The organism is Ferrimonas sp. YIN67, from assembly GCF_057219095.1.
The window spans coordinates 1-14,579 of record NZ_JBXVVJ010000014.1 but is presented as its reverse complement, the minus strand read 5'-3'; the positions used below and the strand labels follow the sequence as shown (position 1 = coordinate 14,579).

15 protein-coding genes and 1 tRNA gene are annotated in these 14,579 nt (G+C 56.4%); 9 read left to right on the top strand and 7 right to left on the bottom strand.

Going from position 1 to position 14,579, the window contains the following annotated elements; genetic code table 11:
- Positions 1 to 30: 30 nt before the first annotated feature.
- The 4 genes from AC2D8U_RS20225 to AC2D8U_RS20210 form a co-directional block, all read right to left on the bottom strand.
- Positions 31 to 369 carry a hypothetical protein gene (locus AC2D8U_RS20225; protein ID WP_484620886.1) on the bottom strand — a complete coding sequence of 113 codons (339 nt, stop codon included), beginning with the start codon at positions 367 to 369 and terminating at the stop codon, positions 31 to 33.
- A 122-nt stretch (positions 370 to 491) separates the two neighbouring features.
- The gene (locus tag AC2D8U_RS20220; protein WP_484620885.1) at positions 492 to 707 is read right to left on the bottom strand and encodes a TIGR02450 family Trp-rich protein; all 216 of its coding nucleotides are present in this window, start codon (positions 705 to 707) and stop codon (positions 492 to 494) included.
- A gap of 403 nt (positions 708 to 1,110) precedes the next feature.
- Positions 1,111 to 2,457, bottom strand: a complete 1,347-nt coding sequence (locus AC2D8U_RS20215; protein ID WP_484620884.1) for a cryptochrome/photolyase family protein — start codon at positions 2,455 to 2,457, stop codon at positions 1,111 to 1,113.
- 7 nt (positions 2,458 to 2,464) lie between these two features.
- Positions 2,465 to 3,406, bottom strand: coding sequence for a YbgA family protein (locus AC2D8U_RS20210; RefSeq protein WP_484620883.1), 942 nt, complete (start codon positions 3,404 to 3,406; stop codon positions 2,465 to 2,467).
- A 107-nt stretch (positions 3,407 to 3,513) separates the two neighbouring features.
- On the opposite strand from AC2D8U_RS20210, the gene AC2D8U_RS20205 reads away from it, so the two are divergent.
- The 5 genes from AC2D8U_RS20205 to AC2D8U_RS20185 are packed head-to-tail and all read left to right on the top strand — an operon-like array spanning position 3,514 to position 8,427.
- Positions 3,514 to 4,032: a putative 4-hydroxy-4-methyl-2-oxoglutarate aldolase gene (locus tag AC2D8U_RS20205; RefSeq protein ID WP_484620882.1), complete on the top strand. Its 519-nt coding sequence runs from the start codon at positions 3,514 to 3,516 to the stop codon at positions 4,030 to 4,032.
- Complete coding sequence (locus tag AC2D8U_RS20200) at positions 4,019 to 5,821, top strand: AsmA family protein (RefSeq protein WP_484620881.1); 1,803 nt, start codon at positions 4,019 to 4,021, stop codon at positions 5,819 to 5,821. The genes AC2D8U_RS20205 and AC2D8U_RS20200 overlap by 14 nt, the downstream gene beginning before the upstream one ends.
- Positions 5,821 to 6,369: a BsuPI-related putative proteinase inhibitor gene (locus AC2D8U_RS20195; protein ID WP_484620880.1), complete on the top strand. Its 549-nt coding sequence runs from the start codon at positions 5,821 to 5,823 to the stop codon at positions 6,367 to 6,369. The genes AC2D8U_RS20200 and AC2D8U_RS20195 overlap by 1 nt, the downstream gene beginning before the upstream one ends.
- Positions 6,370 to 6,416: 47 nt before the next feature.
- Entirely contained in the window at positions 6,417 to 7,247 is an 831-nt protein-coding gene (locus AC2D8U_RS20190) for an ABC transporter ATP-binding protein (protein WP_484620879.1), read from the top strand.
- Positions 7,225 to 8,427 carry an ABC transporter permease subunit gene (locus AC2D8U_RS20185; RefSeq protein ID WP_484620878.1) on the top strand — a complete coding sequence of 401 codons (1,203 nt, stop codon included), beginning with the start codon at positions 7,225 to 7,227 and terminating at the stop codon, positions 8,425 to 8,427. Before AC2D8U_RS20190 ends, AC2D8U_RS20185 begins: the two co-directional genes overlap by 23 nt.
- A gap of 61 nt (positions 8,428 to 8,488) precedes the next feature.
- Here the strand turns inward: AC2D8U_RS20185 and AC2D8U_RS20180 are convergent, their stop codons facing one another.
- Both AC2D8U_RS20180 and gloB read right to left on the bottom strand, forming a co-directional pair.
- Complete coding sequence (locus AC2D8U_RS20180; RefSeq protein WP_484620877.1) at positions 8,489 to 10,066, bottom strand: LysM peptidoglycan-binding domain-containing protein; 1,578 nt, start codon at positions 10,064 to 10,066, stop codon at positions 8,489 to 8,491.
- A gap of 84 nt (positions 10,067 to 10,150) precedes the next feature.
- Positions 10,151 to 10,921, bottom strand: coding sequence for a hydroxyacylglutathione hydrolase (gene gloB, locus AC2D8U_RS20175; RefSeq protein WP_484620876.1), 771 nt, complete (start codon positions 10,919 to 10,921; stop codon positions 10,151 to 10,153).
- 99 nt (positions 10,922 to 11,020) lie between these two features.
- On the opposite strand from gloB, the gene AC2D8U_RS20170 reads away from it, so the two are divergent.
- Positions 11,021 to 11,782 carry a class I SAM-dependent methyltransferase gene (locus AC2D8U_RS20170; RefSeq protein WP_484620875.1) on the top strand — a complete coding sequence of 254 codons (762 nt, stop codon included), beginning with the start codon at positions 11,021 to 11,023 and terminating at the stop codon, positions 11,780 to 11,782.
- Here the strand turns inward: AC2D8U_RS20170 and rnhA are convergent.
- Positions 11,764 to 12,240 carry a ribonuclease HI gene (gene rnhA, locus AC2D8U_RS20165; protein WP_484620874.1) on the bottom strand — a complete coding sequence of 159 codons (477 nt, stop codon included), beginning with the start codon at positions 12,238 to 12,240 and terminating at the stop codon, positions 11,764 to 11,766. The genes AC2D8U_RS20170 and rnhA overlap by 19 nt on opposite strands.
- A 63-nt stretch (positions 12,241 to 12,303) precedes the next feature.
- On the opposite strand from rnhA, the gene dnaQ reads away from it, so the two are divergent.
- The 3 genes from dnaQ (at position 12,304) to AC2D8U_RS20150 (ending at position 14,579) form a co-directional block, all read left to right on the top strand.
- Entirely contained in the window at positions 12,304 to 13,035 is a 732-nt protein-coding gene (gene dnaQ / locus AC2D8U_RS20160) for a DNA polymerase III subunit epsilon (protein WP_484620873.1), read from the top strand.
- Positions 13,010 to 14,302: a TIGR03503 family protein gene (locus AC2D8U_RS20155; protein WP_484620872.1), complete on the top strand. Its 1,293-nt coding sequence runs from the start codon at positions 13,010 to 13,012 to the stop codon at positions 14,300 to 14,302. The genes dnaQ and AC2D8U_RS20155 overlap by 26 nt, the downstream gene beginning before the upstream one ends.
- A 203-nt stretch (positions 14,303 to 14,505) precedes the next feature.
- Positions 14,506 to 14,579 (top strand) — tRNA-Asp (locus AC2D8U_RS20150).

The following is a 14,579-nucleotide window of genomic DNA, read 5'->3' as shown; positions in this document are numbered from 1 at the left end:
AAGCAGCCGTTGGGCTGCTTTTTTTGAAAATTAACTGTCCGGCTTGTTTTCGATGCTTTCCAGATCGGACATGGTATTTACCAGATCTTGATAGCTCATATTAAGATCTCGAGCCAAATTGATCAGTTTGGCGCGATAGGTTTGAACTCGCTCTGCTTTTTCAGCTTGTTCGCGACGTTCATCGAGCATCTCAGTGATCACGTCTTGCATGGTAGCAAGCTGTTTGTCACTCCATTCCAGCTGTACCAGAAAGTTTTTCATCTGTCTGTGAGAGCGGGTGCTGGTTGTCAGTTCGCGAGGGGTGGTTTTATTGTGCTCCAACTCAATCAGCGCTGAGCGAAAGGCATCTTCTAATTGTGGGTTACTCATAGATATTTGACTACGTAATTAATTAACATACCTGGCTTCCCTGCTGCGAATGAATGAATGGGCATCTGGCCCAGCGCAGATGCCACATGATAAGCGAATTCCTACAGACGGCAAGCCCTGTGTTAGAGCCAGCCCATGCGCCAACGTGCAGAGTCTTCCAGCGCATGCCAGTCCAACTCGTAGGGGTGGCGGTTGTTCTGTCCTTGCAACACGACCCGATCCAGTTCCCCGTTGGGGCCATGAAGAACCTGTGTCACCAGAAAATGCGTTTCATCGTGAAAGGCGCAGTTGGATGTCCACTTTGAATGCAATAAGTATTTTTCACTGAATACGTTCATAGAAACCCTCCATCATCATACGGCGACGTCTCTGCAATGTTCTTAACCCTAGCCAGGAAAGAACCTTTAAAAATGCCAGTAATAAGGGTACCGGACAGTGGTTTGGTGACAACCTGACCTATCACCTAAAGCGTAACGCAAGGCACTGCAAATGCCAGCGAAGGCCTCCCATGCAAAGAGGATTGACCGTTGAGGCTTGCTGCCCTGGGGTCGTAAAACGCCATGGGTGAATGTCAACATGCCAGGATCGGATAAAACCATCGGTTAACGGGCTCAATAATCAGTAGAAGACAAAATCTTGTCTATTACTGGCCATGGTTCAAGCGCGCTTTGCTTTCTCACCAATTATCGGGAATTGAGTACGATTTATTTCAGTAAAGGGGGGCGAAGGGAAAGCCACTCGTCAGTTCGTCTTACGGTAGGGGAGGCGTTGCGCCTTGACCTTTAAATTGAAGATCTTACTTTGTGCCGAATGGTCCACGATTGGGGAGAGGGCATTCTCTTGAGTCGTGGTTAAGTAGGTTCGCTGATAGCGGTGATCCGGGTCAAAGCGCTCCCCCTGACGCTTGGGGTTGAAGTGGCGAAAGTAGGGCACGGCATCGGCACCACAACCCGCCGCCCACTGCCAACCGCCGTTATTGGAGGCGAAGTCACCATCAAGCAAGTGGGCGATGAAGTGACGCTCACCCAGGCGCCAATCGAGATGCAGATCTTTGACCAGGAAACTGGCGCACAGCATGCGAAGCCGGTTGTGCATCCAGCCCTCCTGTTTCAGTTGTCGCATCCCGGCATCGACCATGGAGTAGCCGGTTTGCCCGTTGCACCAGAGCTGAAACCAGGTCTCGTTGCTCTGCCAATAGGGCTCCCTACCGGGATAGAGGGCTTTGCCTTGGGAGACGTGGGGAAAGTGGTGCATCAGGTAACGATAAAACTCCCTCCAGAGCAGCTCATTGAGCCAGCTTTGTTTGCCGGCCGAGGCTTCGCAGCCCTGCAGGGCCTGATAGATCTCCAGGACTGAGATGACGCCACAGGCGAGGTATGCGGACAGTTTTGACGTACCAGGCTGGGCTGGAAGATCCCGGCTTTGGTGATAATCCGCAATCGACTCGCTCAAAAAATGCACCAGCCGTGTGTGGGCGGCGTCTTCACCGGGTAGCAGAGTGCCGGGAAAATCCGGTCGTTGAGGCCAACGATCCGTCGAAAGAAGCCGGGTATCCTTGGTTTGCGGCGTGTTGAGCGCAGGAAGGGGAAGAGGTACATGACTGTGCAATCGTTCGCAGGCTTTCCTGCTAAAGGGGGTGAATACTCGGTAGGGGGTATTGCTTGCCGTAAGAATGGCATCGTACTCCAGCAAGGTTTGCTCGGCAAAGCGCTGCCATTGAATGTTGTTCTTTTCTAGCAGACCGGCAGTGGCCTGATCCCGCTGCTCCTCATTCCAGCCGGGCTCCCCGTTGCATAGCACGGAGCGGACATTGTGCGCTCGAGCGATGTTAAGCAGAGTTTGCGGCACGTCATCGAAACGCTCGCAGCTCTCCACGATCAGGCCGATCCGCAGCCGCTGTAGAGACGCCTTAAGTCGGTCCAGGTTGGCACGTCGCCAACCCAGGGGCCCGGCACCGACGCCATGCTCTTGCCACTGTTGCAAAGTCGCAAGGTACACAGCAATGACGGGCTCTCCTGATGCCAATGCCATGCTCAGTGCCGGGTTGTCCCCACAGCGCAGATCATTGCGAAACCAGACAAGATGCATTACGTCCTCACAGGTAGCAGCGCAGCGCCAATGATGGCGGGTGCGGTTGCAGGTAGCTTTGGGAGTCGATATAGGGCTTGGGGTAGCGAACCTGTAGCGCCGCCAGCAAGCTCAAGGGAGCCATCAGTGGCAGGGTTCCTGTCCGGTAGGCGAGGATGGTTTCGTGCAGGTGTTGCCGCTCTTTACCATCGATATCCCGCTTAAAATATCCCAGCAGGTGCTGCAGAACATTGGTGTGGGCGCGGCGACTGGCCGGACGCTGCAATGCACCCATCATAAGCGTGCCGTATTGCTGGATCTGTTCCTCCAGGTTGACCTTCCCTGTGGTTGCCACCAACTGGCCCAGGTGTCTGTAGCTCGCCTGATCGTGTGCCAGCAGTTGCATCTTGTGCCTTTGGTGGAACTCGATCAGCGCCTTCTTGCTCGGGCCGCCCTGCAATTGCTGAAACTCATGGTAGATCAACACACGGCTGACAAAGTTTTCTCGCAGGTGGGGATCATTCAAACGACCATCCTCCTCAACCGGTAGGAGGGGATAGGCCTCCATCAGGGCAGCGGTAAACAGCCCACGTCCGTTTCGCTCGGCGCCCTTGCCATCCTCCTGAACCACCTTGACGCGCTCCATGCCGCAGCTGGGTGACTTGGCGCAGACGACATAGCCGGACAGGCCAGCCAGGTGGGGCAGGGCTCGTCGATTGAAGGCTTCCATCGCCTCGGTGTGATCGATGCCATTTTTATCGTCCACTAAACGTATGCCAATCTCGGTTTGACGCAGACGCACGCTGGGGCGTGGCGTGCTCATCCCCGCACCCACTTCAGGGCAGAGAGGGTGGATATCGAACAGTTGGGCTAACTGGGTATCAACAAAAACCGAACGTTTGTGCCCGCCATCAAATCTTACGGTCTGACCCAGGTTACATGCGCTGACGCCAATGCGAGGTTTCATCATGGATGCCTATTTGTTGCTGAGATCCTGTCCTTTCCTACGTATGGACTTACCCACTTGGATCAACTGAGTTAAAGTATTGTTTATCAAAAGCTCAAAGGATGATGTAGATGAACGATCTGGTCCCTGAACTCTGTGATCGCCACGGCGAGGCTCTGTGCGTCCTGCCGCCTGGGTTCATAAGCTATGGTGGAAGGGCGATCTTTGCCGGTCCGGTTACGACGGTCCGTTGTCCGGAAGACAACACCCTGGTGCGGCAGATCCTGGCCGAGCCGGGGCACGGTCGGGTCTTGTTGATCGACGGCAATGGCGGGCGTCGTCGTGCCCTGCTGGGGGATCAATTGGCCACCATGGCGCTCAATAACGGTTGGGCGGGGATCGTGGTCAATGGCTATGTCCGGGATCTGATGACCCTGGCGACCCTGCCTCTGGGGGTGCAGGCTCTGGGAGCCGTGCCCGTAAAAACAGAGAAAAAGGGACTGGGGGAGCGTGACGTGGTGGTTGAGATAGAGGGAAGAAAGATCGTCCCAGGGGAGTGGCTCTATGCCGATCCCAACGGCATAGTGATCAGCCCCCTGCCGCTGCCCATTCCGGAAGGATTTGAGGAGTTGCACAATGAGATGGATTAAAGCGCTTGCCCTGAGCCTGTTGGGCGGGATCCTGTTGATCGCCGCCTATCTGGCGCTGTTTTTTGATCCCAATGACTTTAAGCCCACGCTGCAGGCCCAGGTAGCCGAGGCCACCGGACGGGAGCTGGCCATTGGCCAGATCGGCTGGTCTGTCTATCCCACTCTGGGTCTGGAGTTGTCCGAGGTGACCCTGAGTAACCTGCCCGGCGCCGGCCTGCCCGCGTGGATCTCGGTGGCACAGACCTCGGTGGGCGTAGGTCTTTTACCCCTGCTTCGCAATGAGCTGGCCATCGAGAAACTGATGATCCGCGGCATGACATTGAATCAGGTGGTGCTGGCGGATGGCCGCACCAGCATGACGGGGTTGTTTGATGATACTGCCCCATCGGCCAGCGAGCCCACGGGGCCTTCATCCTCAGCGTCTTCACCGCCGCCCTGGGTGCTGGGTAAAGTGGTGATCGAGGATCTGCTGATCAATCAGGACAACCGCCAGACTGGACAGCAGCAGCAACTGACCATTCCCAAACTGAGCCTGACCGGACTGGCACCGGGTCAGGCAGCCCCACTGACACTCTCGGTGGCACTGCGGGATGGCGACACCGAGTTGGCGACCCAGGTAGAGAGCCAGATGACCCTCTCCCGGGCGCTGGATCGGATCCATTTTGCCCAGTGGCAGCAGAGCCTTTCCCTGAGCGCCCCGACCTTGCCGGTATCCCCCCTGTCCCTGGAACTGGCTCTGGAAGCCGATCTGGATCTGGCGGCCGGCCATTTTGCCCTGCCCAGCTTCTCTCTTGAATGGGATGCCTTTCAATTCCAGGGTGAGGGCAGTCTGAGTACGGCGGGCCGAGTTCCTAAACTGGTGTTGCAGGGCCAGGGGAATGCGTTGGATCTGAGCCCCTGGATGGCCAGCGTTGAGGAGGAGTCGCAAGAACCCACGGGTTCGCCGAAACCGGGTGCCGATCCCGATCTCTCCGCATTGTCGCAGGTAGATCTGGACCTGACACTGGCCCTGTCGGCGCTGACCGTGCCCTCCGCCCGGATCGACAATGCCCGCCTGGCATTGCAACTGACGGACGGTGTACTGACTCTGGAGCAACTGGCCGGACGCAGCTTCGAGGGACAGTTTGATCTGAGCGGCCGACTCGAGGCACAAACTCAGGCTTATCGGTTTGAGCAGAGTTTGCAGGGATTGGCGTTGCAACCCATGCTCAAGGCGTTGGCTGAGACCGAACTGTTGGCTGGAACCGGTGCCTTGAAGCTTAAGGGGAGCGGTAAAGGGCTGGGTTCGGATCTGCTGGAGCACCTGGTGGTCGATGGCACCTTGGTGGTGGAGGACGGCGCCCTGTACGGCGTTAATGTGGCCAAGATGATCCGGGATGGCCAGGCACGGCTGAAGGGGGACTTTCAATCTCAGGCGGCGGTGGAGAAAACCGACTTTTCCAGCCTGAGCATGGATCTGGCTATGGCCAAAGGGGTGCTGGCCACGCGCAATATGCAGATGGCCTCCCCCCTGCTTCGGCTGAGCGGCCAGGGCGAGATAGCCCTGGCCAGCCAAAGCCTGGACTATCACTTGGTCGTGGCCCTGGTGGGTAGCCTTGAAGGGCAGGGAGGCGAGGGCGTCGAGGCCCTGCGCGATGTGCCCATTCCCCTGGCGATCTCCGGGACGGTTGCCGAGCCGGAGTACGGCTTGGATCTGGACGCACTTTCCAAAGGCGTGTTGAAGCAGGAAGGGGAAAAACTGGAGAAGAAACTCAAAGACAAATTGCTTAAGAAATTCGGAGGCTTTTGATGATCAGAACCTTCCTGCCGGTACTGCCGGTGGCATTGTGTGCCGTCTGGCTGGCGGCATGCAGTCAGACGGAGGCGGCGTCACCGCCACCTGAGCCAACGTCCCTGAAACTGGAGGCGGCGCAGCCCCGACAGGATCGGGATGACAGTCGCTATTCCGCGGTTCGTAACGGAGAGGAGAGTACCTTGCAAGCCACCCTGCGCAGTCAGGCCGTCTGGGACCGAGAGCAGGGCGGCCGGGTGGTTCTAGAGCTGGTCAATATGGAGGAGCATACCATTGAGTACACCGTGGCTTCGGGCATGTTGGCGGATTTCACCTTGCGGCAGGGGGAGAAGATCTTATGGCGCTACGCCAACGAGATGGCCTTTACCCAGGCATTGACCCGCTTTCGCTTGCCAGCCATGGGGCGCCGGGAAGTGGCGGTTGAGGTTGGGCCTCGTTCCTTGAAAGGGCTGACACCGGGTCGCTATCAACTGCACGCTGAGCTGAACTTTTTTCCCAAAAACCAGGCTCCGTTGGTCACGCCGCTGAGCATTACCCTGCAATGAGGCGAACTCATGGCCTTGTTGTCACTCGGCAACAGGAACTCTGACCAATGATAGAGGTCGCCGGAGTTGCCAAACGTTTTCGTTTGGGCGTTACGCCTGTCAAGGGGGAGCCCTCCCTGCGGGATCCCCGCCAACGGGATGGCTATTTTCATTCCGTGGAGCAGGTTGAGCTGCAGTGCCAGCCGGGTCAGGTGCTGGGGTTGATAGGCCCTAACGGGGCTGGGAAAACCACCACGCTGCGAATGCTCTCCGGGGTGCTTCGTCCCGATCGGGGGGGGATCCGGATAGGGGGCGAAGATCTGCATCACCAGGGCGATGGGGTGCGACGGCAAGTGGGATTTTTGTCCGCCACCACGGCCCTGTACCAGCGTTTATCGGTGGAAGAAAACCTGTGCTACTTTGCCCGCCTCTACGGCCTGTCGCCAGTGCAGGCCAGTGTTCGGATCGACCAACTTTGCCAGCAGCTGGAGATGGAAAATTTTCGTCACCGCCGAGTGATGGATCTCTCCTCCGGCATGGCCCAGCGGGCCAATATCGCCCGTGCCGTCGTGCATAACCCCTCGGTGTTGGTGCTCGATGAGCCCACCACCGGGCTGGATATCATGGCAACACAAACCGTGATGGAGTTTATTGCACAGCAGCGCGCCATGGGGATCCCCGTGGTGTTCTCTACCCACCACATGGAAGAGATCAGCCTGCTGTGCGACACCCTGTGCGTGATCATGCAAGGACGCTCGGTATTCAATGGCACACTTGAGCAGTTTGCAGGCAGTCGTGACAGCCTGGCATTGCGTAACGCCTTTCTCCAATGTGATCGGCAGGGCAGAGAGTGGCCGCAAGGGGAGGGGCTTGACGATGCTGGCGTTGATCTGGCTTAAAGAGCTTAAGGAGGTGGCACGGGATCGAAAAACCCTCTGGTTTGTCGTGCTGTTTCCCACGCTGATCCTGCCCTTGCTGATGGGGGGAGGCATGATATGGGTGAGCATCGCCGTTGTAACGAAGCACCAGGAAGTGCTGACCTTTCATCTGGTGGGGCCGGAGCCGCTGCAGCAAGTGATAGGACAGACCCTGGACAGCCATCCCGGCCTGAGCTGGCAACAGCAGCCTGATCTGACCGAGCCGCCTCAACATCGTGAAGCCATCAAGCACAAGGTGCTGGATCTGGTGCTGGTGATCCCCCCGGATTTTGATCCCGCCGAGCCACGACGTCGGGAGTGGCAGATGCTGTTTAATCAGGCGGGGGATGTGGGTCAGTTTGCTCGGCTGGAAGAGGCTTTGGCCCCCCTGTTGGCGCGCTGGCGAGAAGCGCACCGCCGTGGGTGGCAGTTGGGAGAGATCCAGGCGCAGGTCCTGTCTGAGCCGGTGACGATCCAACGTATGGGAGTTGCCGGTGAGCGGGAAGATCTGGGGGAGAAGATCGGCGGGATCTTGCCTTATATTCTTCTGCTGCTGTGCCTGATGGGGGCCATGATGCCAGCCCTGGACATAGGTGCCGGGGAGAAAGAGCGGGGTACCCTGGAGACCCTGCTGATGGCACCGGTGCCGCGCTGGCAAATCGTCCTGGCCAAGTTTGCCGTGATCGGCAGCGCCGGTATGGCGCTGGCCTGTCTGACCATGGCCAGCGGCCTGCTATGGGGAGTGCTGATTGGTCAGTTTCTGGCGCTTGAGCCCCTGGTACAGGCGATCCTGGCCATTGGTTGGCTTGATCTTGTGTTGATCCTGACCATGCTCCTGCCCATCGCGCTGTTTTTCTCCGCCCTGTTGCTGGCGGTGTCTGTGTACGCCCGCTCCTTCAAGGAGGCGCAAAACTACATGGCTCCCCTTAATATTGCAGCCATCATTCCGGCCATGGTGGCCCTGATCCCCGGGGTGGAGCTCAAGGGGGTCCTGCTGTGGATCCCAATCATCAATGTAACCCTCGCCACCAAAGAGTTGATCAAAGGCACCATGGAGTATGCTTCTTTGGTGCCGGTATTTACGGCCAATGTTCTGCTGGCGGCGAGTCTACTGGCATTTTGTACCTATTGGTTTCATCGAGAGGATGTTCTGTTTCGATAGGTAGGCAAACCACAAAACGCAAAAAGGCCGGCAAATGCCGGCCTTGAGTGTGTTTGGATACTCAGACTTGTACCCGGGTCACGTCCACATAAAGGGTCAATCGCTGGCCCGGTTGCAGGTACTTCTTTCCTTCCAGTTTATTCCAGCGGATCAGGTCGTTCACTGTAACTTGGAAGCGCTGGCCGATGCGGGCCAGGGAGTCACCGCTGCGCACCGTATAGTTGATCTGGCGCATGATCGACGACTTGGTCTGGTTACTGGCCACCTTGTTGACCCAGATAGTCAGCTTCTGGCCCAGCCGCAGCGTATCGGACGGTGCCATGCTGTTCCAACTCGCCAACTGGGCCACCGTGACCTTGTTGGCACGGGCGATGGTCCACAGTGAATCGCCAGATTTGACCTCATGCTCGACCTTAAAGTCGGCTCGCTTGGTGGACTGGTGCCGTGCCAGACGTTGATCGGCACTGAAGACATAGTCTTCCTGATCTTTGGCCGCCACCGGGATCAACAGGGTCTGGCCAGCACGGATCATGTTGCCATCCAGTTTGTTGACCGACTGAATGATCCCGGTTCGGGTATGGTACTTCTGCGCAATCGTGCTCAAACTGTCGCCAGATTTGATGGTGTAGCGGATCCAGTTGATACGCTGGGCACTGTCAGTGTCAGCCAAGGCCTGGGTAAAGCCGTCCACTTTCTCGATCGGGAGCAGCAGCTTATGTGGGCCATCCGGCGCAGTGGCCCAGCGGTTAAAGCCAGGGTTGAGCTTGTGCAGTTCACCCACGGACATGTCTGCCAAATCGGCTGCCAGGGAAAGATCGATCTGAGAACCGACATCGATGCGCTTGAGCGCAGGCTCATTGGCAATCGGCGTCAGGGTGATCCCGTACTTCTCAGCATTTTTGATCACATCGGCAAGGGCCAGCAACTGAGGCACGTAACGCTCAGTTTCGCGTGGCAGACTCAGAGCAAAGTAATCGGTCGGCTTACCGGCATCCCGGTTATTGCGGATGGCACGAAAGACTCGGCCTTCACCTGTGTTGTAGGCCGCCAGGGCGTAATACCAGTCCTGATGGAGCTTGCCGTGCAAGTACTCCATCATGTCCATGGCGGCGATCGTCGCAGCGTAGACATCCCGACGACCGTCGTACCACCAGTTCTGGGTCAGGCCAAAATGGCGTCCCATTGGGGCAGTAAATTGCCAGATCCCGGCGGCGGCACCGTGAGAGTAGGCAAAGACGTCGAAGGAGCTTTCGACGATGGGCAATAGGGCCAGCTCCATTGGCAGATCCCGCTCTTCGAGCAGCTCGACGATCAGGTGCATAAAGGGCTCGGCACGGCGGGAAACCGTAGCCAGGTGACTGGGATTATTGATGTACCATTGGCGGAATTTATCGATACGCTCGTTATCCGGGATCTCCATCGCCAGTTGGCGGCGGATCCGTTCCCAGACGTCCGTGGGAGGCAAGATCACCTCCTTCTTTGCTTCGTTTGCCCTAGGGGCAACCGTCTCAATGGCGTCGGCAGAACCCTGTGTGCCTTGTACCGACTGCGCGACCTTTTGCTCGGCATCGTCATTCGGTGTGGATTGACAGCCAGCGAGGACAACCGCGATGGCCAGGGTAGATAGCTTTAATCTCATCAAAATTGAACGCTCTGGAAACCCAAAAAACAGATCGAAACCCAGTCGACCCGGTGAAAAAAACGGCGCCAGTGTACCAAACTGTCAGAAATTATCTTTCCAGCGCCGCAATGCCGCGAAGCGGCTCACGCTATTGTTGAGCTTCGCTTGCGTATGGTGCTCCAAGCTGTTAGCCACAGACGCTTCGTCACACCGTAAAAACGGGTTGATGCGCAGCTCTTGCCCGATGCTGCTGGGGAGAGTGGGCTGATGCGATTTCCTAAGTCCTTGGCAAATCGAGATAAAATTGTGCAGAAAATCGTTGTCTGGCTCTACGGCCAGTGCAAATTCGATGTTCGCTAACGTGTATTCGTGCGTGCAATACACTTTAGTTGCCTCTGGCAGGCTTGCCAGTTTTTGTAGGGAGCCGTGCATCTGCTCCGCTGTGCCTTCAAACAAGCGACCACATCCAGCACTAAATAAAGTGTCGCCACAAAACACCATCTGTGGACCGACGAAACCTATGTGATCCAGGGTATGACCCGGTAGCGCCAACACAGACAGTGTTACTCCTAATCCGGAGAGTGGGACCAGATCGCCTTCAGCCACCGTGTGGGTAAGGCCAGTGATTGCCGAATCCGCCGGTCCTACCACTTCGAGGGGTCCCAGAGTATCTACCAACTCATTGATCCCGTCGGTATGATCCCAGTGATGATGGGTGACGAGGATCCCTTTCAGCGTCAGTTGGGCTGTGGTTAAATGCGCTAAGACACTGTTTGCACAACCAGGATCAACAACCCAAGCGTCGAGTCCGTTGTGCAGACACCAGATGTAGTTGTCGTTAAAAGCAGGGATGGGCGTAATGGTCAAGGACATAGAGGCTAAAATGGATGAACAGGGTTTAGCAAGGGTACCGTATGCAGTCCGGTTAACTCCAGCCTTGTATCCAACCTTTGCCGAGCAGGAGAAACTGTGATGATGTTGCGTCCTGCCTACAGCAGCAAAGAGCTCGTCTCCCCGAAGCATTGGGATGCACTACCCGATGGCTATTGGCTGCGGGACCAGATCGGCGCGGGTTTGAATGACTGGTGGCCGAAGATCTTCGGTTACCACCTGCTTAAACTGGGGGCCCTCTCCGGTGAGTTGGCCTCAGGGCTGTGTCCCGTACGCCATCACTTCTGTCTGGACCCACTTCAGGGCCAAATTCAGGGCCAACTCGATGCCTTGCCGTTTCAATCTGCCAGTATCGATGCCTGTTTGAGTGCGTTTTGCCTCGAGTTTCATCGTGATCCTCATGCCTTACTGCGTGAGGTTGATCGGGTCCTGGTCTCCGGAGGGAGGTTAATCCTGGTGGGGTTCAATCCGGTCAGCTCTCTGGCCTTAGGGTATTTATGGCCGAAGAACCATCGTCGTCCACCCTGGAATGGCCGCCTTTTCACCTCGGCACGAGTTGAGGATTGGCTCGGTATCCTGGGCTACCGGTTATTGGCAAAAGAGTGCCTCAGTCAACACTCCCTGAGTTGGTCACCCCATCATTTTGCTTCCCTGCAGCAGACGCTAAAAGAGTATCTCCCCGGTTTAGGAAGTGTGTATCTGCTTGTCGCAGAGAAGTTAGAATCTCCCTTGACCCCGGTGCAACCTCGATGGCACCTGCGTCGGCCCCTGATTGTTAAACCCATCCCAGAGTTGGCCGGGCGGGACCACTTGGGCGCCGCGCGTCAGCAAGTGGCCAAGTAACCGTGATCCGGGCTTAGGGAGGGGCCGCTGGCAGCCTCGCGGGCAAGTACGTCACAGCGTTCATTCTCGACGTTACCCGCGTGTCCTTTCACCCAATGCCACTCTATCTCTTGGCTGGATGCCGCCTCATCCAGTCGTTGCCAAAGATCAACATTTTTAACCGGGTGTTTGGCTTTGGTCTGCCAGCCATTGCGCTTCCAGCCATGGATCCACTGGGTGATCCCTTGGCGCAGATATTGACTGTCGGTGTGCAGATCGATCCTGCAAGGCTCAGTCAGGGTCTCAAGTGCCACAATGGCGGCCAACATCTCCATTCGATTGTTCGTGGTGCGCTCAAATCCGGCACTGATCTCCTTACGATGCTGCCGATACAGCATTACAATGCCATACCCCCCAGGACCCGGATTGCCGAGGCAGGAACCGTCTGTGTAGAGAATGACATGTTTTCGTTGGGTCATTGAACTTGATACCATTGATGCGCGAAAACGCCGAAGTATACCGAAGAACTGATTGGAACCGTTATGACAGATGCCACCCCGCCACTACGACAGATCGTATTCGATACCGAAACTACGGGGATGAACCAGGGCTCGGGCCCACACTACCTGGGGCACCGGGTGATTGAGATTGGTTGTGTCGAACTGGTTAATCGTAAGCTGACCGGCAATAACTATCATATTTACATCAAGCCGGACCGGCCGGTCGATGAAGAAGCTATCGAAGTTCACGGCATCACAGATGAATTCTTGGCCGATAAACCGGATTTCTCACAGGTCGCGGAGGAGTTTTTTAACTACATTCGTGGCGCCGAGTTGATTGCTCACAACGCGAACTTCGATATCGGCTTCCTGGACTACGAATTTGAGATGTTGGGGCGTTACGGAAAAGTGATGGATCACTGCACCGTTGTCGATACCCTTCAGTTGGCTCGGGCGAAAAAGAACAAGGGAGAGATCCAGGGCAACCTGAATCTGGATGCCCTGTGTCGATTCTACGGCATAGATAACTCCCATCGTACGCTTCACGGCGCACTTCTGGATTCCGAGATCCTCGCCGACGTCTACCTTTATATGACAGGTGGCCAAACCAAGTTGGAATTCAGTGCCGGTGGGGACAGTGGGGCTTCGGAGATAATACGTCTGTCAGCGGACCGAGTTCGCACTCGAGTGATCCGCGCCAGCGAACAGGAATTGGAACATCACAGCCAAAGGATGGAGGCCGTTACCGATGCGATTTGGTTCCGTCAGTCGTAACCTGTTGGGGATACTGGGCGTACTGATCACACTCATACCACAGTTCGCGCTGGCTTCACCGGTCAATGCACCCCAGACCCTGGCTTTGCTGGATAACCGCTTCCGTATCGACCACGAAGTTTCGGAGATCACCATTTTAGCCCGACGTCGGCCTGGCAGTGCTCCGGTGGTTGTCGTACAGCCTGACGGCAGCAAGTGGTACGCCGACCGCCACCCCCAGAGTGTGCGCTGGAGCGCGACCCTGAGCAGTGACATGATCCAGATCCGTAATCCCACACCAGGGCCTTGGCAATTGATCGGCTCAATTGAGGCGGGCTCCGAAGTGCGCTTGATGAGCGATATTACACTGCACCATGATCCTTTCCCGGCCAGCATCTATCGGGGTCAGCGTCTGAAATTGACGGCAGAACTTTCTGCTGACAGCGATCGGATAGAGATGCGGGATTTTTACCAGCAGTTGGAGTGGCGTGTGCTCATTAGCAGTGCCAATCGTCCGGGAGATGAAAACTTTGCTGCCGGCCCGTTCAACATAGGCACCTATTATGACGATGGTCAGGGCCTAGATGAGCGTCCTCATGATGGTGTGTTTACGGCGAATTTGGATTTTGATTATCCAGTCGGCCTCTACAACTTACAGATGAGTGTTGAGAACCCCGTCTTTAGCCGGCAGACGAAAACCACGATTACACTGCTGCCGCAGCCGCTTAGATTGGCGATCCACGGTGATCTCGAACAAGGGTACGAGTTGCATATTCAGGTGGAGCCGGAAGTGATCCCTCAGCAGATGCATCTGAATTTAGTGCTGGTGACCCCTGAGCAGGAGACGGTTGAGATGTCGGTGACCCCAGGCTCTTTGAGCCATGTCGTCCCTTTGCCCATGTTGCATGATCCCGGCAACTATATTATCTCCGGTGAGGTGGCGGGCAGTGCCGGCAATGGTGAGGAGTTCTTCTTAGTATTGCCTCAGGTTGCCGCCTTTGTGGCCCCCTTGCCGCCTTCTCCACCGAGTGCCGAGGAACTGGCCATGATTGCATTGGAGCAGGCCAAAAGTCAGGAGCAGAAAGCCAAGCGTAAAGTACTTTGGCTGGTGGGAGGTCTCAATCTTCTGTTGTTGCTCGTTGGCAGTACCGGCCTGATCATTTGGCGTAAGCGGCAGCGCCTCTATCAGCAACTGCTGGCCCAGCCTGAGCCTAAGGGGGAACTGACTCCTGAAGAGGTTGACCTGTCTGGTCTAGTTAGTGACATGAAGACAAAAAACACCCCGTGATTGAATGCCTTTTCGCCAATCGGCGAAAAGGCATTCAATTGAAATAAGAGCCGGCAAAAATCGGTTGACGCTATGCAAGGGGCGCCGTAATATTCGCGGCGTCTTCAGGGCGATGCTCTCAAAGGCAAAGTGATTTTTCGACTCATTGAGTCAACAGGGATCTGAGAATGACCACTCGGATAGCTGTCTAAACCAGTTTCGGTGGAGTGGTAGTTCAGTTGGTTAGAATACCGGCCTGTCACGCCGGGGGTCGCGGGTTCGAGTCCCGTCCACTCCG

Coding starts and splice junctions, on each gene's coding strand:
- AC2D8U_RS20225 (WP_484620886.1), bottom strand. CDS start 369: ATGAGTAACCCACAATTAGAAGATGCCTTTCGCTCAGCGCTGATTGAG.
- AC2D8U_RS20220 (WP_484620885.1), bottom strand. CDS start 707: ATGAACGTATTCAGTGAAAAATACTTATTGCATTCAAAGTGGACATCC.
- AC2D8U_RS20215 (WP_484620884.1), bottom strand. CDS start 2,457: ATGCATCTTGTCTGGTTTCGCAATGATCTGCGCTGTGGGGACAACCCG.
- AC2D8U_RS20210 (WP_484620883.1), bottom strand. CDS start 3,406: ATGATGAAACCTCGCATTGGCGTCAGCGCATGTAACCTGGGTCAGACC.
- AC2D8U_RS20205 (WP_484620882.1), top strand. CDS start 3,514: ATGAACGATCTGGTCCCTGAACTCTGTGATCGCCACGGCGAGGCTCTG.
- AC2D8U_RS20200 (WP_484620881.1), top strand. CDS start 4,019: ATGAGATGGATTAAAGCGCTTGCCCTGAGCCTGTTGGGCGGGATCCTG.
- AC2D8U_RS20195 (WP_484620880.1), top strand. CDS start 5,821: ATGATCAGAACCTTCCTGCCGGTACTGCCGGTGGCATTGTGTGCCGTC.
- AC2D8U_RS20190 (WP_484620879.1), top strand. CDS start 6,417: ATGATAGAGGTCGCCGGAGTTGCCAAACGTTTTCGTTTGGGCGTTACG.
- AC2D8U_RS20185 (WP_484620878.1), top strand. CDS start 7,225: ATGCTGGCGTTGATCTGGCTTAAAGAGCTTAAGGAGGTGGCACGGGAT.
- AC2D8U_RS20180 (WP_484620877.1), bottom strand. CDS start 10,066: ATGAGATTAAAGCTATCTACCCTGGCCATCGCGGTTGTCCTCGCTGGC.
- gloB (WP_484620876.1), bottom strand. CDS start 10,921: ATGTCCTTGACCATTACGCCCATCCCTGCTTTTAACGACAACTACATC.
- AC2D8U_RS20170 (WP_484620875.1), top strand. CDS start 11,021: ATGATGTTGCGTCCTGCCTACAGCAGCAAAGAGCTCGTCTCCCCGAAG.
- rnhA (WP_484620874.1), bottom strand. CDS start 12,240: ATGACCCAACGAAAACATGTCATTCTCTACACAGACGGTTCCTGCCTC.
- dnaQ (WP_484620873.1), top strand. CDS start 12,304: ATGACAGATGCCACCCCGCCACTACGACAGATCGTATTCGATACCGAA.
- AC2D8U_RS20155 (WP_484620872.1), top strand. CDS start 13,010: ATGCGATTTGGTTCCGTCAGTCGTAACCTGTTGGGGATACTGGGCGTA.